Source organism: Bradyrhizobium sp. USDA 241 (genome assembly GCF_049739505.1).
Taxonomy (GTDB): domain Bacteria; phylum Pseudomonadota; class Alphaproteobacteria; order Rhizobiales; family Xanthobacteraceae; genus Bradyrhizobium; species Bradyrhizobium liaoningense.
In genome coordinates, this window is the sequence record NZ_JBMGPZ010000005.1 from 1065352 (window position 1) to 1086802 (window position 21451).

The following is a 21451-nucleotide window of genomic DNA, read 5'->3' on the forward strand; positions in this document are numbered from 1 at the left end:
AATTTGTGCGATCATCGCCTTTCATGGGAGCTGCGCGCGCACAGCATTAACGCGCCGCGCGCAGCATGTGCGGTGCAATATGTTGCGTTGCGGATGACTGCCTCAGCCGTGCGCGATATCGCTCTTCGCGAGGTCCCACATCAGGCAGTAGGTGCCGACCGAGATCGGAAGCGGGAAGGGCGCCGCCGCAGGACCGGTGAAGCGCTCGGCGATGACGGCCGAGACTGCGCCGATACGCGTGCCGTCGATCAGCACGAACCAGTCGCGCGCGCCTTCGTTAGCTGTCGCCGGAATCCCTGCCGTTGCACCCGACAGTTCCGGCTCGCTCTCGAGCAGATGCATGGAGATGATGCCGTCGCGCGTCTCCGGCATCAGTCTGTCTTGCAGTGCATCACGCCACGCTCCGGCATTGTCGGGCGTCGGCCGCAGACGCACCAGGCCGAGCGCGGCCCCGCGTCCGGTGCCCTTGCTGATGGTGATGCGCGCGACGACGCGCAGCATGTCCTTGAAGCGCGCCATGGTCTGCCGCGACCAGTCGGTCGGGCTCGCGAGCCGCGCCCGGTAGGCAGGGCTGTCGAGCACGTCGAGCGTCGCGGTCGAATACAATGAGAGATATTTGGGATTGGCGGCATGCGCGACATAGCGCCGCGCTTCGAGGAACCCCTCGATCGCGACGCGCTCTTCCAGATGCTCGCGATCATACCAGCGGTTGAAATCGGCCTCATCGGCTGCGTCGATATTCATCGACGTCAGCAGCATGCCTTTCGCGGCGAGCGACATTTTCTTGTCGTCCTGTTATGCGCGCTAGCGCGCGGCCTTCGACGCGAGGTCCGCAATCGACTTCATGGCGGCATCCCTCACACCGCCATCATAGAGCGAATGTCCGGCCTCTTCCACGACGCGAATCTCGGAACCCGGCCAAACTTTCGCGAGCGCCTGCGATGTCCCGGGAGGACATAGCAGGTCATAGCGGCCCTGCACGATGATGCCGGGAATGCCGGCGAGCCGATGCGCGTTCCGCAACAGCTGATCTTCGCTCATGAAGCTGTCGTTGACGAAGTAGTGCGCCTCCATGAAAGGCGTCGCCGGCAGTGTGCGCCAGACGTTCAGCGCGGCGAGGTCCAGCCGGGTCCGTGCCGGCTTGTGCTCGGACAAGGTTCGTTCAGCGTCGTGCCAGGCTCGCACCGCGGGACCGTGCACGGCAGGATCGGCATCGAGGATACGGCGCCAATAGGCGCCCACCGGTTGCTCGCGCTCCTCGGGCGTCAGCACGCTGAGGAAATCCTCGTAGAGCGCGGGATAGAACTGCGACAGGCGCGAGGTGAAGGCCGTCTCGACCTCTGCCCGCGTGCCGAGGAAGGTTGCGCGCAGCGCAATGCCGGAGACGCGCTCCGGATGCGCCTCGGCGTAGGCCAGCGCCAGCGTTGCGCCCCAGGACCCGCCGACCATCATCCAGCGCTCGAAGCCGAATTTCTCGCGGATCTTCTCCATGTCCGCGACCAGATGCGCCGTCGTGTTGTGCTCGCGCGATCCCTTGGGCCGGCTGCGGCCGCAGCCGCGCTGGTCGAACAATATGGCGCAGAAACGATCGGGGTCGAACAGCCGGCGATGGTCGGGCTGGCAGCCGCTGCCGGGCCCGCCATGCAGATAGACCGCAGGAATTCCGTCAGCGCGGCCGACGCTCTCGACATGGAGCTCGTGGCCGTCGCCGACATCGAGCATCTCGGAGGTCAGCGGCGCAAAGGGATCGGCGCGCCTGACCGAACTGGCCGCGTCGGCGTCAGGCATCATTCTCGGATTCCAGAGTGCCGCCGGCGAAATTTCGATAGAGGAAACGGTTAGTCTCGCCCTCGGCCTCGCGCTCGGCCTGCTTGAAGATGGTCTCGTGCAGCGGCGACAGCGCGCAGGCCGGATCGGTGTTGGCGGCATCGCCCGTTAGCGCGAAGGCCTGGCAGCGGCAGCCGCCGAAATCGATCTCGCGGAATTCGCAACTTTTGCACGGCTCCTTCATCCAGCCGGTGCCGCGATAGCGGTTGAAGGCCTCCGAGTTCTGCCAGATCCAGGCGATCGAATGGTTGGAGCGCACGGATTCGAAGTCGAGCCCGGTGATGCTCTCGGCGGCGTGGCAGGGCAGCACCTTGCCGGCGGGCGAGATGTTGAAGAACTGCCGGCCCCAGCCGCCCATGCATTTCTTCGGCCGCAGCGCGTAATAGTCCGGCACGACGTAGTCGATCGTCAGCCGGCCCTTCAGCCGTTCGCGCGCCTCCTCGACGGTGCGGGTGCACTCGTCGAGCTGCGCCACGGTCGGCATCAGCGCGGCGCGGTTCTTCAGCGCCCAGCCGTAATATTGCACGTTGGCGACCTCGAGCCGGTCGGCGTCGAGGTCGAGCGCCATCTGGATGATGTCGGGGAGCTGATGCAGGTTCTGCCGATGCATCACCGCGTTCACGGTGAGCGGCAGATCGAGCTCGCGCGTCCATTTCGCGACTTCGAGCTTCTTGCGGTGGCCGCCTCTGTAGCCGGCGACGCGATCGGCGAGGCCTTCCTCGATGCCCTGGAAAGAGATCTGCACATGGCAGAGCCCGGCATCTGCGAGATCGCGGAGCTTCTCGCGCGTCAGCAGCACCGCCGAGGTGATCAGGTTGGTATAGAGGCCGGCGTCGCTGGCGTGCTTCACCAGCTCGACGAGGTCCTTGCGGGCGGTCGGCTCGCCGCCGGAGAAATGCACCTGGAGCACGCCGATCTCGGCGAGCTCGCTCAGCACCTTCTTCCATTCCCCGGTGGTCAGCTCCTTGGCCGAGCGGTCGAGCTCGACCGGGTTGGAGCAATAGGGGCATTGCAGCGGGCAGCGATGGGTGATTTCGAGCAGCACCGCGAGCGGGATGCCGAAGGTCTCCACCGTCGAGCGCTGCTTCTCCAGCACTGCGAGGCTGTCGCTGGTTTCAGGGGGCATGTTCGGGAGCACGTCGCTCATGGCGTCTTCTCCCTGATCTCGGTGAGGAAGCCCTTGTCGGCGAGGTCCTGCAGCATGACGATGACGTCGGCCAGGATCGCCTCGCGCGGCGCGGCGTATTTCGCCGCGAGCTGATCGGCGACCTCGCCGACGTTGCGCTGGCCGTCGCAGAGCTGCAGGACCTCGACCGCGATCTCGTCGGGCGCCAGCACCCGCTCCGGCGCCAGGATCACCCAGACCTTTCGCGTCTCGTCATACTTCAGCTTGGCATGCCGCGGCAGCACGGGGCGGCTTGCCTCGCTGACGCTGATGTTCCGCGGCCCGGCCATTGCTCTTGTCCCTCAGCTCGCTTTGGGCACGAACGCGCCCGGCGGAATGTGGCTCTCGACATAGGCGTGCTGGAGCGCGTCCAGCTGCACCCACAGCACGTTGGTCTTGAAGATCAGCGCATTGCAGACGGAGGCGCGCTCCTCCGGCGTTCTCGCATGCGTCTTGACATAGTCGAGCGCGAAATTGGCATCGCGCGGCGCCTGGGTCAGGCGGCGCTTGAAGTAGCTCATGATGTCGGGGTTGACGAAATCGTAATGCTCCAGCATGCCGGCGATGCGCTCTTCATGCAGGTTCGGCGCGAACAGCTCGGTGAGCGACGAGGCGATCGCCTCCAGCGGGCTCTTCTCGCGGCAGTAGTGGACATAGGCCTCCACCGCGAAGCGCGTCGCCGGCAGGATGCCCTCGGTGGATTCCACGTACGCCGTGTCGAGGCCGAGCCCTTCGGTCAGCTTCAGCCAGCGCTCGATGCCGCCTTCGCTGCCGACATCGCCGTCATGGTCCTCGATGCGATGGCGCCATTCCAGGCGCGTGGCGCGGTCGCGGAAGCGCGAGATCACCACCGCGTCCTTGATCGGGATCGTGCTCTGGTAATAGTAGCGGTTGAGCGCCCAGGCCTGCACCTGGCCCTTGTTCAGCTTGCCGCCATGCAGCAGCTTATGGAACGGATGCAGGCTGTGATAGCGCGTCGCCCCGATATGGCGCAGCGTCGCCTCCAGCTCCTCGGCGCTGGTGAGCCTGATGTCCTTGCCGATCGAGAGCGCGGTCATTCCAGTCAGTGATGCGGCGTTCACAGCACGATCTCCGTTCCATCCGCGGGTATCTGCCAGCCCGCCTGCTCAGCGGCCTTGCGCTCGGGCGAGCCGGGCAGCAGCGCCGGATTCGAGTTATTGATATGCAGAAACATCTTCCTGTCGATACTGAGGTCGGCCAGCCGCGCGATGGCGCCGTCGTCGCCAGACATGGCGACATGTCCCATGCTCTTGCCGGTCTTGTGGCCGAGGCCGGCCCTGATCATCTCGTCGTCGCGCCAGACCGTGCCGTCGAAGAACACCAGCGCGGCGCCGTCAATCTGGGCCTTGAGCGCGTCGGTCACCTCGGCACAGGCCGCGATGAAGTAGAAGCACTTGCCCGTCGCCTTGTCGGTGATCTCAAGGCCCAGCGTGTCGCCGTCGCCGCTCTCGCCGCCCGGATGTGCCTTGCCTTCCAGATACCAGGCCGACTTGCCCGGCACCGCGAAGGGCAGCACTTCCAGGCCTGAGCGCGCACCATCCGGCAGGCGGGGCTCGAACGGCTCGCGGAGAGTGATCGGCTGGCGCCGCACGTTCTTTTCGTTCAGCACGTTGAAGATGCTGTTGCTCGCGAGGATCGCCAGCACCTTCTCATGCGCATAGACCGTAAAGGGCGAGCCTTCGCGCATCGACAGCAGGCCCGCCACCGCATCGACTTCGCTATTGGTCAAGATCACGCCCGCAATCGGCGAGTGACGCAGTGCGCCCGCCTTGGGGTGCAACTGTGGCGTGGCATTCAATTGCTGCCGCAGGTCGGGGGAGGCATTGATCAGGAACCAGTGCTCGCCGTCGCCGCTGAAGGCGACCGAGGCTTGCGTCCTTTGAAGCTCGTGGCCGCCGCTACGAGCCGCTCGGCAGCCCTCGCAGCCGCAATTCCATTGCGGAACTCCGCCGCCGGCCCCGGCGCCCAGGACGACGACGCGAAGCATGATCCGTCTCCTGGAAGGTAAAGTCGCGAGGTGGATCTCAGGCCCACACAAATCCTGTCTTCCGGAAACGTATCGTGACCGAAAGAGTTCGGGCCGAAAGATCCACCTGCGCGGAACGCACTCACCAACCGCTTACTTGCGGGTGGCGCTCACATACATGTTGATTTCCATGCCGCAGGGCACTTCGACGATCTTCGGGGCTTTCCAGGCCATTTCGGCTCTCCATATTCGCGAATTCGGGACGTATCCGCCCACCCGTTAGACTAATGCTGGCGGAGAACTTCGCCAGTGAAATTTTCCCGAGAAAGTCATGCTGCGCCGCGAAAAATGCTACTGGAACTTCACTTCTGAAGCGCTGCCTTGCGTCAGACGCATTCGGTCGCGAACCCTGCCCTGATAAAGCTGTTGTGGAGTGCAGTGCAGCTTAAATCCGATACAGGCGAACCAACTGGATCTCGATATGCCCAGATACTTCTTCAACACCCGTATCGGCGACGAGCTGATCGTGGACCCCGACGGCGAGGACCTGCGCAACCCCGACCGCGCCTGGGAGGTCGCCCGCCAGATGATCCTGGAGGTGGTGAAGTCTGAAGGTGCACAACCGGCGCTGCTCGAGGCGGTCATCGAGGTGACCGACGATGATGGGGAAATCGTGCTGGAGTTTCCCTTCACCGAGGCGCTGCTCGACATCCCCGACCAGTCCGCGACGAGGCATTAGCGCGGGTCAGCCATGGCTGGGGCGGCGGTGTCCACCTCACCCTACGGGAGAGGTGAGCGACCTCCTCACCCCCGCGAAATCCGCATGGCTTTGCCGCGTTCCCGGCGCTAAAAGACGCCGATTACACGGAGCAAGCCATGCAAGATCTCTGGCGCCTGTCGGCCGCCGACCTCGCCACCCTCGTCAAATCCAAAAAGGTCTCCGCCAGGGAGGCCGCGCAGGCCGGCCTCGCGCGCCTGGATGCCGTCAATCCCCGGCTCAACGCGGTGATCGATCACCGGCCGGACGATGTCCTCAGGCAGGCCGATGCCGTCGATGCCGCCATCGCCCGGGGGGAGGACCCCGGTGTGCTCGCCGGCGTGCCCGTCACCATCAAGGCCAATGTCGACCAGGAAGGCTTTGCCACCACCAACGGCCTGAAGCTCCAGCGCGACGTCATCGCGCGCGAGGACAATCCGGTGGTCGCCAATTTCCGCAAAGCCGGCGCCGTCCTGCTCGGCCGTACCAATTGCCCGGCCTTCTCCTACCGCTGGTTCACCACCAATCTCATTCATGGCGATACCAAGAACCCCCGCGACGCCGCGCTGACGCCGGGCGGCTCCTCCGGCGGCGCCGGCTCGGCGGTCGCGGCCGGCATCGGCCACATCGCCCACGGCACCGACATCGCCGGCTCGATCCGCTATCCCGCCTATGCCTGCGGCGTCCACGGCCTGCGCCCGACGCTCGGCCGGATCCCCGCCTTCAACCCGGCGCTGCCGGAGCGCCCGATCGGGCCGCAGATCATGGCGGTGTCGGGACCCCTGGCGCGCACCGTCAACGACATCAGGATTTCGCTCGAGGCGATGTCGGCCCGCGACATCCGCGATCCCTGGTTCGTGCCGACGCCGCTGCAAGGCCCCGCGCGGGACAAGCGCGCCGCGCTCTGTCTCAACCCGGGCGGCCTTGCCACCACGCCGGAGGTGAAGGCGGCGGTGAGCGATGCCGGCAAGCGCCTCGAACGCGCCGGCTGGACCGTCGACGTCATCGAAGACACGCCGCCGATGCGCGAGGCGGTGGAGTGGCAGATCAAGCTCTGGCTCGGCGACGGCTATGAGGCGCAGCTCGAGATGGCCGAGCGCGAGGGCGATCCCGGTGCGCTGGCCTGCCTGCGCGGCAACCGCGCCAGGGTCACGCCGATGGACCAGGCGGATTACGCCAAGGCGCTGACCCGAAGGGCCGCGCTGACCCGCGAGTGGATGCTGTTCTTCGAGAAATATGCGGTGCTGCTGACGCCGGTCTCCGGCGAGCTGCCGTTCCCGGATCATCTCGACCGCAAGGACGACGAATCCTTCAAGCGGGTCTGGGAAGCGCAGCTGCCGCAGATCGCCATTCCCTTCATGGGCCTGCCGGGCCTCGTGGTCTCGACCGGCCTCGTCGGCAAGTCGCCCGTCGGCGTGCATATCGTCTCCGGCCGCTATCGCGAAGACCTCTGCCTGCTCGCGGGCGAAGCGATCGAGGCCGGTGGCGTGCCGCCGTCGCCGATCGATCCCGTGGGCTAGCGATGACCGCCATCTACGACTTCAAGGCCAACTCGCTTGCCGGCGAGGAGGTGCTGATGAGGCGTTTCGAGGGGCAGGTGCTGCTGATCGTCAACACCGCGAGCAAATGCGGCTTCACGCCGCAATATCGCGGCCTCGAGGATCTCTACCGCGATCTCTCGCCGCGCGGCTTCTCCGTGCTCGGCTTTCCCTGCAACCAGTTCGGGGCGCAGGAGCCGGGGCAGGCGAGCGAGATCCAGGAGTTCTGCTCGACTAATTACGACGTCACCTTTCCCCTGTTCGAGAAGATCGACGTCAACGGGCCGAAGGCGCATCAGAGCTGGCCCCGGTTGTTTGGACAGCGCCCCGCTGGATTTAAGTGGATTCCTGCCGGGTTATGCTGAACGCGGGGCTTTACGGTTTTGTCGTTGCGTCGGGAGGGCGTAGCCCGACCAGAGCGACGACAAAACCGTCGGCGACGGTCATGCGGCCATCACCATAGCTTGCGTGCCGAAGTAAGCCTCGTCGGGCGTGCGCCCGTCAAGGCTCGAGTGAGGGCGTCCCTGATTGTAGAAGGCCAGATACTTGGCAATTGACGCTCGCGCCTCGGACACGCTGTCGTAGGCGCGGAGATATACTTCTTCGTATTTGACCGTGCGCCAGAGCCGCTCGACAAACACGTTGTCGCGCCAGGCGCCCTTGCCGTCCATGCTGATGGCGATCTTCGCGTCCAGCAGCACATCGGTGAACTCGAGGCTGGTGAACTGGCTGCCCTGATCCGTGTTGAAAATCTCGGGCCTGCCGTGCTTCGCCAACGCCTCCTGGACCGCTTCGACGCAGAAGGCCGCCTCCATTGTGATCGAGACGCGATGGGCCAGGACCCGTCGGCTGAACACATCGACGACCGCCGCGAGATAGACGAAGCCACGCCGCATCGGAATGTAGGTGATGTCCATTGCCCACGCATGGTCGGGCCGCTCGATCTTCAATCCGCGCAACAGGTACGGGTAGATCTTGCGGCTTGCTCGTGTTCGGGCGACGATAGACCGCCTCGATCCCCATGCGCTTCATCAGCGTCGCGATGTGGCGGCGACCGGCGTATACGCCCTCCCGCCGCAGCAACGATCGCAGCATACGCGCTCCCGCGAAGGGATAATCGAGATGCAGCTCATCGAGCCGACGCATCAAGGCAAGGTCCTCGGCCGAAACTGGCCGAGGTTCATAGTAGACCGTGCTGCGAGCCAGCTTCAGGACCTTCGCCTGGCGCACGATAGAAAGATCATGATCGCGGTCGATCATCGCTTTGCGCTCAGCAGGCCCGCCTTGGTGAGCGCGCCGGACACAAAATCGTTTTCCAACGCCAGCTCGCCGATCTTGGCATGTAACGCCTTCAAATCGACCGGCGTCTCGGCCGATGTCTTGTCATGCCCAAACACGCCGGCGGCGCCTTCCAGGAGCTGGTTTTTCCAGATCGTGATCTGGTTCGGATGAACATCAAACAGTTGCGCCAGCTCCGCCAGTGTCTTGTCGCCTTTGACCGCAGCCAAAGCAACCTTCGCCTTGAATGCCGGAGAATGCGTCCGGCGGCTCTTCTTCGTCATCTTCGCTCCTGATTCGCAGCAAGAATCCTCGCCGCTGTCAGGCAGAAAATCCACTCAAGCTACTGTCCGAATTTGCGGGGCCAGCTCTAACCATCGCCCCGATGTCATGGCCGCAGACGGCGTAGCGGCTAAAACCGAGTACGACCATCGCCCCGTGCACGTCTTCGGCCAGGCTTGCCTTGTCATAGCCGCTCTGGGGGCAGTCGGAATGCCCCGCCCCGCGTAGATCGAGGGCAACCACGGTATAATGTTCGGCGAGTACCGGCATGATCCTGCGCCATTCCCACCAAGTCTGTGGCCAGCCATGGAGCAGTACGAGCGGGGGTCCATCGCCCCCTACGACAGCATGGATCTTTACGTCGCCCACACGTAGCAATTTGTGACGGAAGCCGTTTAGTTCAGAATTCATTGTTGACCCCTTCATTGAAGTTAGCGTTGCGGCGCTGGATGTGTGGCCGATGGCGTCTTCGCCAGAAAATCGGCGATCAAGCGAGCTAGTTCGTCCGGACGTTCTTCCGCGGGATAGTGCCCGCAGCGTTCGATGACGGCTCCTTGAACATCCTTGGCGACCCGACGTACCGTCTGCTCGGATGCGGCTCCGTAACCCCAGTCAGCCCCGATCGCGAGAACTGGCATCGGAAGCGGCGTTTGTCCCCAGGCCGAATTGTCTCTTCGGTCGATCGGCAACGTGCGGTAATAGCTGAACGACGATCTCAGTGCTCCAGGCCGCTGAAGCGCGCGCGCGTAAAATTCAATGTCCGCGTCGCTCACTGAATTGGCATCGAACAGACCGACTTTCTCGCGTCTCATGAAGTGATCGACGAACAATTTCTCTCGTCCCCGGACCAATTCCTCCGAGATGTCACCGGCCATGTTGAAGCCGAAGTGCCAGCTTCCGCCTTTCGAAACATCCATTGCCTCTTCCTGGCCGAAGCTCGGAAGACTGCTCTCGATAAAAATCAGGTTGTTGACCTCTTCAGGCCATTGTGCCGCGTAGGCGTACGCGACGTGTCCACCCAGATCGTGTCCGGCAAGAGCGACACGAGACAAACCGAGCCCATGCGCGAATTCTCTAAGGCGACGGGCAATTGTCTTTTTATCGAAGCCCGCGTCGGGCTTTGACGTGTAGCCAAAACCCGGCAGATCCGGAACCACGACGTCATACGCAGAGCTGAGAGGCCCCGCCACGCGGCGCCAGGCATGCGATGTCTGCGGCCAGCCATGAAGGAGAATGATCGGGGGACCACCTGAGCCCATCCGATAGTAGACAAAGCGAATGTCGCCGGCCCGTAGTGATCGGTAGGGGTATAACTCAGCGTCCATGGCGCTTCCCCGCGATGGTTGGACGGCAAACGGCTGAAAAAGGAGCGAAGGCAATTTGACGACCATGTGGTCCAAAAATGCGCAAGGCCGTTGGCGACGAAACCATCGAAAACCTCATTTTGCAAAACGATCAAGCAGGGCTTGAACGACGGCTTGCGATGAGCCGCGGTCGGCGTTTGTCTTGCTGACGACGCGCATGCCTTCGAGCAGGCACATAATGAGACGCGCGGCGGTCGAGGGCTCGACCTCATCAGCCAATCGTCGCTCGGACTTCGCGCGTTCCAATGCCGTCGTCAGCCGCGCTTCCATCGCCTTGAAGAAGCGTCGAATGCGCTGTTCCACTTCGACGTCCTGACTTCCCAATTCCATGGCGGTTGCCACAATCAGGCATCCGCGCTTGGCGCCAGCCCCGCTGGTTCGCTCGACGTATCTTGCAAGGCACGCCCGGATGCCGTCCAACACGTCTTTGCGCGGATCAAGGTCGGCATCCAGGCGTGTCAAGGAGTCTGCGATGTATCGGTCGAGCGCACGCAAGAATAGCCCATGCTTGTCGCCGAAGGCGGCGTAGAGACTTCCACGAGAAAGATTCGTCGCCTCAAGCAACTCCGGAAGCGACGTCGCATGATAACCTGATGTCCAGAACACGCCCATGGCGCTTTCGATAGCGTCATCGGGATCGAACTCTCTTGGACGGCCGCGCATCCGCTGCGAAGTCTCTCGTATCATGATCAACATCTAGACTAAGCGGTCGTTAATATCAAGCCTGTTTCCTCGGAGGAGGCAGGAAGATGCGAGGCCAAGACGGGCCTCAATTCGGACTTTGCAACTTAACGGACAGCTCTTGCAAATAACGACCGAATGGTCCAAAAATAAGGAGTCCAATAACCGGAGTGCACAGATGGCGACGGATGCAAACAGACCTGTGAATGTCGCCGTAGTGACCTACGTGTCCGGGCGCGCAGCAGCGCCTTTTGGCTTTCCAGCGCGCAACGCCGCGGAGTTCATGGTCGAAGCCATCAATGCCGGAGGCGAGCTCCCAGAACCATACGCTGCTTCGGGCTTCGCTGGTCGCAAGCTGTCTCTCAGGGTCTACGACGAGAGTGGCTCGGAAGACGAACAGATCGCGCTATTGCGGCGTATACATGCTGACGGTGCGGATATCGTGGTCGGGTACGCGGGCAGCGCTGTCGCGATGGCCATTGCGCCAGTTGCCGAAGAACTTGGCTTGTTAACGGTAGTTTCCGGCGGCGGCGCAAGTCAGTTGTTTGCACGCCAGTGGGATTGGGTCTTTCGTACCCAGACGACGACAACGGCTGATTCTGTCGGCGCAGCGCGCTACGTGGCTGCCCAACTCGGGATCTGCGGCCTGGCTTTTGGTGGTATCAACCAAAAATATCTCTGGGGGACGGATAGCTGGAGAGAATTTCGCGCCGCCTTGCAGGTCCTCCAGCCCGATGCGCAGGAGGTCGGAGGTCACTTTGCGCCGCTCTATTCCGGTTCTGTCGAAACCCCTATCAACTTTCTGAAGGAGCAGGGTGCTCAGCTCATTCATTCCGGAAATTGGGGAGTGGATCTGTTCCGTCTGGTCGAAGTCGCACGAACAAAGATACCGGATGCACGCTTGCTGTTGGTGTCCGGTGAGAGCGGCCTTCATCGGTTGGCGGGGATAATTCCCGATGGCACTATCGTTGGGGGCCGTGGTTCGCACGGACTGCTGGCGCATGACACTGAGTTGAACCGCTGGTTCAGCTCCAACTATCGTGATCGATACGAAATTGCACCGATCTATCCTGCCTATGGGGTTGCCAACGCGCTGCTAGGATTGAAGGCTGCTTGGGATCGTGCCGGGGCGGGGGCTGCGACGAGTGACGTTGCGTCGGCCCTGGCCGGCTCGACGTTCGAAGGTGTCGGATCGACAATTTCGATGACGCGAGCCAACGGTCGCCAGGCTGTTGCCGAAGCAGTCTACGGGACCGTACGACGACCAGCAGGTAGCAAAGAGAGCTGGCCCCGCAAATTCGGACAGTAGCTTGAGTGGATTTTCTGCCTGACAGCGGCGAGGATTCTTGCTGCGAATCAGGAGCGAAGATGACGAAGAAGAGCCGCCGGACGCATTCTCCGGCATTCAAGGCGAAGGTTGCTTTGGCTGCGGTCAAAGGCGACAAGACACTGGCGGAGCTGGCGCAACTGTTTGATGTTCATCCGAACCAGATCACGATCTGGAAAAACCAGCTCCTGGAAGGCGCCGCCGGCGTGTTTGGGCATGACAAGACATCGGCCGAGACGCCGGTCGATTTGAAGGCGTTACATGCCAAGATCGGCGAGCTGGCGTTGGAAAACGATTTTTTGTCCGGCGCGCTCACCAAGGCGGGCCTGCTGAGCGCAAAGCGATGATCGACCGCGGTCATGATCTTTCTATCGTGCGCCAGGCGAAGGTCCTGAAGCTGGCTCGCAGCACGGTCTACTATGAACCTCGGCCAGTTTCGGCCGAGGACCTTGCCTTGATGCGTCGGCTCGATGAGCTGCATCTCGATTATCCCTTCGCGGGAGCGCGTATGCTGCGATCGTTGCTGCGGCGGGAGGGCGTATACGCCGGTCGCCGCCACATCGCGACGCTGATGAAGCGCATGGGGATCGAGGCGGTCTATCGTCGCCCGAACACGAGCAAGCCGGCTCCGGGTCACAAGATCTACCCGTACCTGTTGCGCGGATTGAAGATCGAGCGGCCCGACCATGCGTGGGCAATGGACATCACCTACATTCCGATGCGGCGTGGCTTCGTCTATCTCGCGGCGGTCGTCGATGTGTTCAGCCGACGGGTCCTGGCCCATCGCGTCTCGATCGATAGCGGTACGACGACCCCACCTCGTTTAGGTGGACGGGATGAGCGAGACTCGCGCGTGGATTTGACAACGCGAGGGACGCTCGTTCCATGCATCAAGACAGACATCAAGACGGGCATGATGCCGCCTCCTATCAGCGGATCGAGGTGATCACAGGGGAGAGGCGACGGCGCAGTTGGAGCGATGCGGAGAAGGCGCGGATCGTGGCCGAGAGTGCCGATCCGGAGACGAGCATTTCCGAGGTGGCTCGACGCAACGGGGTGAACCGGGGACTGCTCAGTGTGTGGCGGCGCCAGGCGCGGCTCGCGTCGAGCGAAGCGCCGCAGTTCGTGCAAGTCAGGCTCCAGGCCGCCGTCGAGGCGCAGCCGAACGCGATCGATAAGGCGCATGTTCTGACGGATCCGGCCGAGCGGATCGAGGTGATGATCGCGGGCGCGACGGTGCGCGTGCCCGTCGGCGTCGACGCCGCGACGCTGGAGCGCGTGCTGGCGGCGGTGAGATCGACGCGATGATCTCTTTCGGTCCAATGGTCCGTGTGTTCGTCGCGACGCAGCCGATTGACTTTCGTAAAGGCGTTCATGGCCTTGTCGCGCTGGTAGCGGAGGGATTAGGCGGCAAGCCCTACAGCGGTGACGTTTATGTCTTCCGATCGAAGCGATCGGATCGTTTGAAGCTACTGGTTTTTGACGGCTCGGGAATGGTTCTAGCCCGTCTTATTCGCGAGAGGGCGCCTGAGAAGCTGGCGAGCGTGGTGTAAAGCGCTGATGCGGCGTAGGATTCGGTTGCGAAGCCACCCCATCACCTTCAACCGCGAACGCCACGCCCGCCATGACCGATGATACGATTTCAGACCACTATCGAGAAGCAAGAATTCAACACAAATAAAACCTCTGCCTCGCGCTCGATCTCTTCATGCTTGATAGTCTCGTTTCGGAGGCTGAGCACCTACCGCGTCTAATAGGCCGCTCGCGCCGGTTTCTTTGGACGCGGCACGACCGCGACTCCACGTTTCGGCACAGAAATGATCGGGAGTCACTCAATCTTTCTTCAACTTAACCCGTCTTATTCGTAAGAGTGCGCCTGAGGGGTAAAGCGCTGATGCGGCGTAGGATTCGGTTGCGAAGCCAACCCCATCACCTCCAACCGCGAACGCCACGCCCGCCATGACCGACGATACGATTCCGCCCTTCTCGTTTCCAGCCGTTCACGCCAAGAAAGTCACAGCTGCCTTCGATGGTGGGCGCCTAACCTCGAACGGGGGCGTGATGCTTCTGGCGATGGCCGAGCGGCGTCTCGGTTTGGCCAACAATCTGGCCCGGGTGTTCCCGGATCGGCGCGATCCGACGCGGGTCGTGCACAGCCTGGTCGATATGTTCCGCGCTCGCATGTTCGCGATCTGCTGCGGCTACGAGGACGCCGACGACCTCGATCATCTGAGGTCCGATCCGGCATTCAAACTGGCCTGCGGTCGCCTACCGGACACGGGCCGGGATTTGTGTTCCCAGCCGACGCTGTCGCGGCTGGAGAATGCTCCGCGCCTGCGCGACGTGATCCGGCTGACCTACACTTTGGTCGACGCATGGATGGATAGCTACCCGCGCGAGCCGGCATCCGTCACGCTCGACATCGATGATACCTGCGACGTCGTCCACGGCCATCAGCAGCTCTCGCTGTTCAACGCTCATTATGACGAACGCTGCTTCCTGCCGATCCACGTCTACGACACGGAGAAGAGCCGGCCCGTGGCGGTCGTGCTGAGGCCCGGCAAGACGCCGGGCGGCGTCGAGGTGCGTGCCCATCTGCGCCGCCTGGTACGACATATCCGGACGCGATGGCACAACACGCAAATTACGTTCCGTGGCGACGGGCACTATGCCCGGCCGGAGGCAATGGCGTGGTGCGAGACCAACGGCATCGACTACATCTTCGGTCTGTCCGGCACCAAGCCTCTCGCCAGAAAAGTCGACGAGGTCGCCGACGACATCCGCACGCGACGCGCCATCGAGAACCTGCCGGTTCTGCGTGGCTATACCGAGACGCGCCACAAGGCAAAGTCCTGGGATCGCGAACGGCGCACCGTCGCCCGTATTGAGGCGACGATGCTCGGCCTCGACATCCGTTTCGTCGTCACCAGCCTCGATGTCGGCTCGGCCGAGTGGATCTACGACAGCCTGTATTGCGCGCGCGGCCAAGCCGAGAATCTGATCAAGCTGCATAAGACGCAGCTCGCCTCCGATCGCACCAGCTGCCGTTCGGCGCTCGCCAACCAGGTCCGTCTCGTGCTCCATACGGCCGCTTATTGGCTGATGCTGACCGTGCGCGACGCCATTCCCAAAGCCCGGGAATTGGCCGCTGCCGAGTTCGCGACGCTGCGTCTTCGGCTCTTGAAAATCGCCGCCCGTGTCGTCGAGACCACGAGCCGCATTCGCCTTGCGTTTGCCGCGGCATGTCCCGAAGCCGACCTGATCTGCGGCTTGCCCGGCGCGCTGCTGCCGCTCGGTCCTTGACCGGCGGGGCGTCCGCCCCCGTTCGCCCAACCCATCCCTCAAGCGCGTTGCAAAGTACCGGTCGTCAGGCGGCGAAAAGCCGAAGGCAATCCTGTGCGCCTCGTCAGACAAGATGTGCGGCCGCATCAATCGGGCCCAAAAGCCGCACTCTCACGAATAGGACGGGCTAGCGACGAAGTGGCTGGAGAATGGGGGCTTTGCCTGGCCACCTGTTCGCGAGGGTACGATGCCGGTGACGGGGGCGCAACTGGCGATGCTGATTGAAGGTCTTGCGGAGTGGTCGCGTGTGGTCCCGAAGGTGACGAAGCGGCCGACGAAGGTTGCCTGAAGCGTCTTGTTTTGCTGGCGATTGCGAGTGCGTTCGTGTAGCTCTGCGATATGGCGCTTCGCCCCGAAGATCTCCCCTCTGACCCTGCGGCTCTTGCCGAGATGGTGCTGGCTTTCGAAGGCGAGAACGATGATCTGCGCGCAGAGATCGCCACGTTGAAGAGCCTGATCTTCGGCGCACGATCGGAGCGCGCGGCGATCGTCTGCGCCGAACAGATCGCGTTTGATCTGGAACGGACCGCCGGCTCACAGCTCCCGGCCAATGACGACAAACCGGACGCGCCGCGGCCGGAGCGGCGCAAAGCGAAGCGCAACATCGGCGCGCTGCCGGCGCATCTGCCTCGGGTCGAGCGGGTGATCGAGCCGGCGTCCACGCTGTGCCCGTGCTGCACGGGTCAGATGCATCGGATCGGCGAGGAGAGCAGCGAAGCGCTCGATCGGGTTCCCGCGTGGCTGCGCGTGCTCCGCACGATCCGTCCAAAATACGCCTGCCGCTCCTGTGAGGGCCCGATTGTCCAGGCCCCGGCACCGGCGCGGCTCGTCGAGGGCGGCATGGCAACGACGGCGCTGATCGCGCATATCGCCGCGGCCAAATATGCCTGGCAATCGACGCTCTATCGCCAGACGCAGATCCTGGCGGGTCAGGGTGTCGTCGTCGACCGTCAGACGCTGGCGCGCTGGATGGGGAGCGCGGCGTGGCTGGTCAGGGGCCTCTACGATCTGCAACTGAAGACTATGCACGGCTTCGAGCGGCTGTTCTGCGACGAGACGCCGATGCCAGTGCTCGATCCGGGACGCGGCCGCACGAGGATCTGCCAGTTCTGGGCGCACGCGACGGACGATCGGGCGTGGAAGGGGCCGGCGCCGCCGGCGGTCGCCTACGTGTTCGCAGGTGGTCGCGGCAAAAAGGAGATCGTGGCGCAGTTAGCCGGCTTCGAAGGCGTGCTGCAAGTCGACGGCTATGCCGCCTACGCCTCGCTGGCGGGCGATGCGATGATGTCGGGCCAGATCCAGCTGGCGTATTGTCTCGTTCACGCGCGCCGCAACTTCGTGAGGGTGCACAAGACGACGAACTCACCCTTCGCCGCGGAGGTCATCGAGCGCATTGCGGCCGTCTACGCGATCGAGGAGAGGATCCGCGGTCTCGATGCTGGGGAACGCCGCGCGACGCGACAGGCCGAGACGAAGCCGCTGATGGAGGCGTTGAGGGCCCGTCTGATCGCGGTGAAGGACGGGATCTCCCGCCGCTCGACGCTCATCAAGGCGATCGACTACATGCTCGAACGCTGGCAGGGCCTGACGACGTTCCTGGATGACGGGCGGCTCGAGCCGGACACCAACACGGTCGAACGATCGATCAGGCCAATTGCGATCGGAAAAAAGAACTCGTTGTTCAGTGGTGACGAAGGCGGGGGCGAGACCTGGGCGATACTCGCTTCGCTTCTTAACACAGCGAAATTGAATGGCCTCGACCCCGAGGCGTATCTCGTCGACGTTCTCGATCGCATGGTGAGCGGCGCCACGAAGACCAACCAGCTTCACGAACTTCTGGCCTGGAACTGGAAGGCCGCACGCGAAGCCGAAAAGCGGGCCGTGGCATGACGAAGCCGAAGCAAGGGCGGGGAACGCGAAAAGCACGCAAGACGACGATGGCGTGTGGATTCCAACGAAGCCGGCCATGCATTCCAATTCGAAGCCGGCCGGGTATTCCGATCTGAAGCCGGCCACCCGTGGCGTCGTTCGCATGGGTCAATTTCATGATGTCGTCGAGGGCTGGGAAGGTCAAGAGACCGGTTGATCTTGAGCGGGTTGCTTCTGCTTCCTGAGGCTCTCTCCTTTGAGTTCGATGCGGTAGGCATTGTGGACGAGGCGATCGAGGATCGCGTCGGCGATGGTGGGGTTTCCGATGATTTCGTACCAGCGATCGACGGGCAACTGGCTGGTGACGATGATCGAACGGGCTTCGTATCGATCCTCGACGATTTCGAGCAAATCACGGCGCTGGTCGGCGTCGAGAGGTTCTGGTCCCCAGTCGTCCAGGATCAGCAGATCAAGTCGTGCGATCGCCCGCAGCATCCTGGTATAGCGTCCGTCGGCGCGTCCCAGTGCGAGAGCGGCGAACAGACGCGGGACGCGATGGTAGGCAACGGCGAAGTCGTCCCGGCAGGCCTTGTGGCCGAGGGCGCAAGCAAGCCAACTCTTGCCGACGCCGCATGGCCCAGTGACGAGGAGATTATGCCTCGCTCGGATCCAGTCGCCGGCGGCGAGTTTTAGAAAGAGCGTGCGGTCGAGCCCGCGGATGGCACGGTAGTCGACATCCTCGACGCAAGCGGCATGACGTAGCTTGGCGGCGCGAGCTCTGCTCTCAAACCGCTTTTGCTGTCGCTGCGTTTTCTCCTGTTCCAGGAGCAGGGCCAGCCATTCGGCATGTTCGAGGCTGCGTGCTTCGGGCTGGGCATCAAGCTCCTTGAAGCCTTTGGCCATGCCGTGGAGACCGAGATTTTGCAGCAGGTCGAGCGTGGGATGGGTCAGCATGCTGGATTTTCCTTTCAATGGAAGTAGCCGGGGCCGCGCAGATTGGGATGGTCGACGACGACGTCATCGGTGGGGCGAGCGCTGCGGTCGAGCTTGTTGGCGATGATCGAGGCGATGCTCTTGTAGGTCAGCGCGCGGACCGCAACCGCGCGGGCCGCGATCAACTCGGCGCGTTCCGGATCGAGATCCTTGAACAGCCGAAGCACACCCAGACAGGTCCGGAATCCTTGTTCGGGATGAGGCCGATTGGCCAGAATGGCGAGGACGAGACCCTCAGTGTTTAGCCCGATCGATCGTCCCCAGCGACGGAACCGCTCGGGAGTCCACTCGGCGTAACGCCGATGCGCGCTGGGCATGTGGTCGGGATCGGTGCCGTGCCGGCGGCCGCCGTAGCGGCGCTGGTGAGCCGCAACACGCGAACCCCGATGGAACAGCTCGATGGTCCGGGTGGTGGCGCGGACGTCGACCTGCTCCCGGATCAGGCCGTGTGGAACTGAGTAGAAGAAGCCGTCGATCTCGACATGATAATCGAGCGAGACGCGGGCCACGCGCCATTCCGCAAACTGATAATCGGCGTCCGGCAACGACGCCAGGACCGACATCTCGACCGTCTCGAACAATTGACGGCGACTGACACCGAGCCGGCGCATGATGTGCGCGTTGATCCGCTCCAGCGCAGCGGCAATGGCTGCGTTCGCCTCGGCCAACGAGAAGAAGGTCTGGCGACGAAGCCGCCCGAGGATATAGGTCTGGGCAAACCGAACCCCGGCCTCCACTTTTGCCTTATCCCGCGGCTTTCTTGGCCGTGCCGGAAGGACGCCAACGCCGTAATGGGACGCCATCATCCCGTAGCTGCGATTGATTTCAGGGTCGTAGAACGAAGCCCGGTGCACGCCGGACTTCAGATTGTCAGGGACGACGAGGCGCGGCACCCCGCCAAAGAACCGGAACATCCGGACATGGGCCTCGATCCAGTCCGGAAGTGTCTGCGTCCAGGTCGCCTCGGCGTAGGTGTAATTCGAGGCGCCAAGCACGGCGACGAAGATCTCCGCATCGCGTACAACCCCGGTTTCGCGATCAACGATCATGATCTTCTTGCCGGAGTAATCGACAAAGACCTTGTCGCCGGCCGGATGGTCCTGCCGCATCGTCGGAGACAGCCGCCGGTCGAATTCTCGGAATAAATCGCAGAACCGGCTGTAGCCATAACCTTCCGGGTGGACCGCCCGGTACTCCTCCCACAGCACCATCAGATTGACGCCAGGCCGCTTCAGCTCACAGGCCAGCGAGGCCCAATCCGGCTCCCGGCGCCGGCGAAAGCCGCGCCTGACGCCGGCATGGGCAAACAGACGTTGTTCAAGAACGGCGTCGGTCAGATCGCCCGCCAAAGGCCACGCCAGCCCGGCAGTCGAGGCACGCTTGAGGTTGTCCTGGATGGTGCTGCGCGCCACGCCGAGCGTGCGCCCAATCTCCCGGGCGCTCACCCCATCACGGGCAAGCCGCAGCATCTGTCGTATCTGTCGCATGGTCAGTTCTCTCTTGGCCGGCATCCGCTTCCCCACGTTGATCAACGCGGGACTTGATGCCTGAGGGACTGATCCAAACGAAAACGCCGACTTCCAAAAACCCGGCCGACTTCAAATCGGAATGCCGGCCGGTTTCATTTCGGAATCGTGGCCGGCTTCAAATCGGAACGATGGCCGGCTTCAAGTCGGAATACCCGGCCGGAATAAATCGGAATCCGCAGATGGCGGACTATGCCATGTCGTTCGAACGGCTCGGGCAATGGATCAGCAAGCGCGCCAGGTCGCCGACGCTTCGGCATCCGCGGGCGACGTCGCTCTCCATGCTCGATGGCGCGGTGGCCGCGGTCGTCGCCGGGCCGGTCTCGATGGCGTCCGAGGAATGGGTGTGCCCGCTCCTCGGCGTAGATCCCGACGCCTTCAATCACGACACCGAGGAGTTCTCGGCAATCGCCGCCACGCTGATGCGCCACAACGCTATCAGCGAGACGCTGTCGACGAGACCGGAGAGCTTCGAGCCGCTGTTCGTGCGATCACCGGACGGCGAAGTCGACCCGCAGCCCTGGTGCATGGGCTTCTACGCCGTCATGAAGCTTCGGCTTCTCGTCTGGTCGCGGCTTCTCCCCCCGAATGGAACCGAACACCTTATGCTGCGGCCGATCTTGGTCCATTGCATCGACGACGCCGGTCGACCCTTGCTACCCCCGGCCCGGCGCACGCTGGGAACGCAGCCCATCATCCAAAACGCCTGGCGCAACATTCCAGCAACCGTCGAGGCCCTCCGGCAGTTCTGGATGCCTATACGCTTCAAGCGCGGTGCGTAGGCCGTCCGCACCAAGTCCGTGGCTCCGTGGGCCTCTCGTACCGTTTACTCTCGATCACAATGGAGGCGGCCTTCTGCGTCGAAGCGGTCCAGGAGGCGTTGGCGAAGCACGGCAGGCCCGAGATTTTCAACACGGATCAGGGCAGCCAGTTCACCAGCCTCGAGTTCACCGATGTGCTGCTGGACGCGAAGATCGCCATCAGCATGGACGGCAAGGGCGCCTGGCGCGACAACGTGTTTGTCGAGCGGCTCTGGCGCACGGTCAAATACGAAGAAGTATATCTCCGCGCCTACGACAGCGTGTCCGAGGCGCGAGCGTCAATTGCCAAGTATCTGGCCTTCTACAATCAGGGACGCCCTCACTCGAGCCTTGACGGGCGCACGCCCGACGAGGCTTACTTCGGCACGCAAGCTATGGTGATGGCCGCATGACCGTCGCCGACGGTTTTGTCGTCGCTCTGGTCGGGCTACGCCCTCCCGACGCAACGACAAAACCGTAAAGCCCCGCGTTCAGCATAACCCGGCAGGAATCCACTTAAATCCAGCGGGGCGCTGTCCAAACAACCGGGGCCAGCTCTCATTGCATTCAGGCGGGGGAGTGGCCCGTAGAGGACGCGCCTCCGAGGAAATAGAGGTTGCCAACACGACAGCTGACGCAATTACTATTCGGCCGAACATGCAGGACTCCAGGTTTGATGGGCCCTGCCCCGACGCAGAAAGTGCTATGCATTCTG

20 protein-coding genes and 6 pseudogenes are annotated in these 21451 nt (G+C 63.1%); 11 read left to right on the forward strand and 15 right to left on the reverse strand.

Annotation, left to right across the window (positions count from 1 at the left end):
* Window positions 1-102: 102 nt before the first annotated feature.
* The 7 genes from ABIF91_RS26890 to pqqA form a co-directional block, all read right to left on the reverse strand.
* Entirely contained in the window at window positions 103-780 is a 678-nt protein-coding gene (locus ABIF91_RS26890) for a DUF4286 family protein (protein ID WP_028177523.1), read from the reverse strand.
* A 24-nt stretch (window positions 781-804) separates the two neighbouring features.
* The gene (gene pip / locus ABIF91_RS26895) at window positions 805-1791 is read right to left on the reverse strand and encodes a prolyl aminopeptidase (protein ID WP_028177524.1); all 987 of its coding nucleotides are present in this window, start codon (window positions 1789-1791) and stop codon (window positions 805-807) included.
* Window positions 1781-2974, reverse strand: coding sequence for a pyrroloquinoline quinone biosynthesis protein PqqE (pqqE, locus tag ABIF91_RS26900; protein WP_028177525.1), 1194 nt, complete (start codon window positions 2972-2974; stop codon window positions 1781-1783). The genes pip and pqqE overlap by 11 nt, the downstream gene beginning before the upstream one ends.
* Complete coding sequence (gene pqqD / locus ABIF91_RS26905; RefSeq protein ID WP_028177526.1) at window positions 2971-3282, reverse strand: pyrroloquinoline quinone biosynthesis peptide chaperone PqqD; 312 nt, start codon at window positions 3280-3282, stop codon at window positions 2971-2973. The genes pqqE and pqqD overlap by 4 nt, the downstream gene beginning before the upstream one ends.
* A 12-nt stretch (window positions 3283-3294) precedes the next feature.
* A complete protein-coding gene (gene pqqC, locus ABIF91_RS26910) occupies window positions 3295-4074 on the reverse strand; it encodes a pyrroloquinoline-quinone synthase PqqC (protein ID WP_424579480.1) in 780 nt (259 codons plus the stop codon).
* A complete protein-coding gene (gene pqqB / locus ABIF91_RS26915) occupies window positions 4071-5000 on the reverse strand; it encodes a pyrroloquinoline quinone biosynthesis protein PqqB (protein WP_284279185.1) in 930 nt (309 codons plus the stop codon). The genes pqqC and pqqB overlap by 4 nt, the downstream gene beginning before the upstream one ends.
* A 132-nt stretch (window positions 5001-5132) precedes the next feature.
* Window positions 5133-5213 carry a pyrroloquinoline quinone precursor peptide PqqA gene (gene pqqA, locus ABIF91_RS26920; RefSeq protein ID WP_007595659.1) on the reverse strand — a complete coding sequence of 27 codons (81 nt, stop codon included), beginning with the start codon at window positions 5211-5213 and terminating at the stop codon, window positions 5133-5135.
* 247 nt (window positions 5214-5460) lie between these two features.
* Here pqqA and ABIF91_RS26925 point away from each other — a divergent pair, with 247 nt between their 5' ends.
* The 3 genes and pseudogenes from ABIF91_RS26925 to ABIF91_RS26935 form a co-directional block, all read left to right on the forward strand.
* On the forward strand, window positions 5461-5718 hold the full coding sequence (locus ABIF91_RS26925) for a DUF6894 family protein (RefSeq protein WP_028177529.1): 258 nt from the start codon (window positions 5461-5463) through the stop codon (window positions 5716-5718).
* A gap of 137 nt (window positions 5719-5855) precedes the next feature.
* On the forward strand, window positions 5856-7256 hold the full coding sequence (locus ABIF91_RS26930; protein WP_028177530.1) for an amidase family protein: 1401 nt from the start codon (window positions 5856-5858) through the stop codon (window positions 7254-7256).
* Between the two features lie 2 nt (window positions 7257-7258).
* Window positions 7259-7618: pseudogene (locus tag ABIF91_RS26935) on the forward strand (glutathione peroxidase); the annotation flags it as partial.
* A gap of 99 nt (window positions 7619-7717) precedes the next feature.
* Here the strand turns inward: ABIF91_RS26935 and ABIF91_RS26940 are convergent.
* The 6 genes and pseudogenes from ABIF91_RS26940 to ABIF91_RS26965 form a co-directional block, all read right to left on the reverse strand.
* Window positions 7718-8278, reverse strand: coding sequence for an IS3 family transposase (locus ABIF91_RS26940; RefSeq protein WP_424579083.1), 561 nt, complete (start codon window positions 8276-8278; stop codon window positions 7718-7720).
* A gap of 49 nt (window positions 8279-8327) precedes the next feature.
* Window positions 8328-8534 (reverse strand): annotated as a pseudogene (locus ABIF91_RS26945) (IS3 family transposase); the annotation flags it as partial.
* Complete coding sequence (locus ABIF91_RS26950; protein ID WP_424578780.1) at window positions 8531-8890, reverse strand: transposase; 360 nt, start codon at window positions 8888-8890, stop codon at window positions 8531-8533. The gene ABIF91_RS26950 and the pseudogene ABIF91_RS26945, both read right to left, overlap by 4 nt.
* A 34-nt stretch (window positions 8891-8924) precedes the next feature.
* A pseudogene (locus ABIF91_RS26955) lies at window positions 8925-9245 on the reverse strand (alpha/beta fold hydrolase); the annotation flags it as partial.
* Between the two features lie 20 nt (window positions 9246-9265).
* The gene (locus ABIF91_RS26960) at window positions 9266-10225 is read right to left on the reverse strand and encodes an alpha/beta fold hydrolase (protein WP_424579481.1); all 960 of its coding nucleotides are present in this window, start codon (window positions 10223-10225) and stop codon (window positions 9266-9268) included.
* Between the two features lie 48 nt (window positions 10226-10273).
* Window positions 10274-10885 carry a TetR/AcrR family transcriptional regulator gene (locus tag ABIF91_RS26965; RefSeq protein WP_050995282.1) on the reverse strand — a complete coding sequence of 204 codons (612 nt, stop codon included), beginning with the start codon at window positions 10883-10885 and terminating at the stop codon, window positions 10274-10276.
* Window positions 10886-11057: 172 nt separating this feature from the next.
* Between ABIF91_RS26965 and ABIF91_RS26970 the strand changes: the two genes are divergently transcribed.
* The 6 genes and pseudogenes from ABIF91_RS26970 to tnpC all read left to right on the forward strand — a co-directional run bounded on the left by ABIF91_RS26970 (window position 11058) and on the right by tnpC (window position 17438).
* Complete coding sequence (locus ABIF91_RS26970; RefSeq protein WP_284282233.1) at window positions 11058-12188, forward strand: ABC transporter substrate-binding protein; 1131 nt, start codon at window positions 11058-11060, stop codon at window positions 12186-12188.
* Window positions 12189-12247: 59 nt separating this feature from the next.
* A pseudogene (locus ABIF91_RS26975) lies at window positions 12248-13002 on the forward strand (IS3-like element ISRj2 family transposase); the annotation flags it as partial.
* A gap of 89 nt (window positions 13003-13091) precedes the next feature.
* On the forward strand, window positions 13092-13514 hold the full coding sequence (gene tnpA / locus ABIF91_RS26980; RefSeq protein ID WP_424578819.1) for an IS66-like element accessory protein TnpA: 423 nt from the start codon (window positions 13092-13094) through the stop codon (window positions 13512-13514).
* Window positions 13511-13708: pseudogene (tnpB, locus tag ABIF91_RS26985) on the forward strand (IS66 family insertion sequence element accessory protein TnpB); the annotation flags it as partial. The gene tnpA and the pseudogene tnpB, both read left to right, overlap by 4 nt.
* Before the next feature lie 457 nt (window positions 13709-14165).
* The gene (locus ABIF91_RS26990) at window positions 14166-15509 is read left to right on the forward strand and encodes an IS1380-like element ISBdi2 family transposase (protein ID WP_208086440.1); all 1344 of its coding nucleotides are present in this window, start codon (window positions 14166-14168) and stop codon (window positions 15507-15509) included.
* Between the two features lie 378 nt (window positions 15510-15887).
* Entirely contained in the window at window positions 15888-17438 is a 1551-nt protein-coding gene (tnpC, locus tag ABIF91_RS26995; RefSeq protein WP_035681142.1) for an IS66 family transposase, read from the forward strand.
* Between the two features lie 180 nt (window positions 17439-17618).
* Here the strand turns inward: tnpC and istB are convergent, their stop codons facing one another.
* The gene (gene istB, locus ABIF91_RS27000; protein WP_038943657.1) at window positions 17619-18371 is read right to left on the reverse strand and encodes an IS21-like element helper ATPase IstB; all 753 of its coding nucleotides are present in this window, start codon (window positions 18369-18371) and stop codon (window positions 17619-17621) included.
* A gap of 14 nt (window positions 18372-18385) precedes the next feature.
* The gene (gene istA / locus ABIF91_RS27005) at window positions 18386-19921 is read right to left on the reverse strand and encodes an IS21 family transposase (RefSeq protein WP_424578659.1); all 1536 of its coding nucleotides are present in this window, start codon (window positions 19919-19921) and stop codon (window positions 18386-18388) included.
* Window positions 19922-20118: 197 nt separating this feature from the next.
* Between istA and ABIF91_RS27010 the strand changes: the two genes are divergently transcribed.
* Window positions 20119-20718 carry a UPF0149 family protein gene (locus ABIF91_RS27010; RefSeq protein WP_018273740.1) on the forward strand — a complete coding sequence of 200 codons (600 nt, stop codon included), beginning with the start codon at window positions 20119-20121 and terminating at the stop codon, window positions 20716-20718.
* Between the two features lie 47 nt (window positions 20719-20765).
* Window positions 20766-21149: pseudogene (locus ABIF91_RS27015) on the forward strand (transposase); the annotation flags it as partial.
* Window positions 21150-21451: the final 302 nt, after the last annotated feature.

Coding starts and splice junctions, on each gene's coding strand:
- pqqE (WP_028177525.1), bottom strand. CDS start 2,974: ATGAGCGACGTGCTCCCGAACATGCCCCCTGAAACCAGCGACAGCCTC.
- ABIF91_RS26965 (WP_050995282.1), bottom strand. CDS start 10,885: ATGATACGAGAGACTTCGCAGCGGATGCGCGGCCGTCCAAGAGAGTTC.
- istB (WP_038943657.1), bottom strand. CDS start 18,371: ATGCTGACCCATCCCACGCTCGACCTGCTGCAAAATCTCGGTCTCCAC.
- ABIF91_RS26960 (WP_424579481.1), bottom strand. CDS start 10,225: ATGGTCGTCAAATTGCCTTCGCTCCTTTTTCAGCCGTTTGCCGTCCAA.
- pqqA (WP_007595659.1), bottom strand. CDS start 5,213: ATGGCCTGGAAAGCCCCGAAGATCGTCGAAGTGCCCTGCGGCATGGAA.
- ABIF91_RS27010 (WP_018273740.1), top strand. CDS start 20,119: ATGGCGGACTATGCCATGTCGTTCGAACGGCTCGGGCAATGGATCAGC.
- istA (WP_424578659.1), bottom strand. CDS start 19,921: ATGCCGGCCAAGAGAGAACTGACCATGCGACAGATACGACAGATGCTG.
- pqqB (WP_284279185.1), bottom strand. CDS start 5,000: ATGCTTCGCGTCGTCGTCCTGGGCGCCGGGGCCGGCGGCGGAGTTCCG.
- ABIF91_RS26925 (WP_028177529.1), top strand. CDS start 5,461: ATGCCCAGATACTTCTTCAACACCCGTATCGGCGACGAGCTGATCGTG.
- ABIF91_RS26970 (WP_284282233.1), top strand. CDS start 11,058: ATGGCGACGGATGCAAACAGACCTGTGAATGTCGCCGTAGTGACCTAC.
- pqqD (WP_028177526.1), bottom strand. CDS start 3,282: ATGGCCGGGCCGCGGAACATCAGCGTCAGCGAGGCAAGCCGCCCCGTG.
- ABIF91_RS26930 (WP_028177530.1), top strand. CDS start 5,856: ATGCAAGATCTCTGGCGCCTGTCGGCCGCCGACCTCGCCACCCTCGTC.
- pip (WP_028177524.1), bottom strand. CDS start 1,791: ATGATGCCTGACGCCGACGCGGCCAGTTCGGTCAGGCGCGCCGATCCC.
- ABIF91_RS26890 (WP_028177523.1), bottom strand. CDS start 780: ATGTCGCTCGCCGCGAAAGGCATGCTGCTGACGTCGATGAATATCGAC.
- tnpC (WP_035681142.1), top strand. CDS start 15,888: ATGGCGCTTCGCCCCGAAGATCTCCCCTCTGACCCTGCGGCTCTTGCC.
- tnpA (WP_424578819.1), top strand. CDS start 13,092: ATGCATCAAGACAGACATCAAGACGGGCATGATGCCGCCTCCTATCAG.
- ABIF91_RS26990 (WP_208086440.1), top strand. CDS start 14,166: ATGACCGACGATACGATTCCGCCCTTCTCGTTTCCAGCCGTTCACGCC.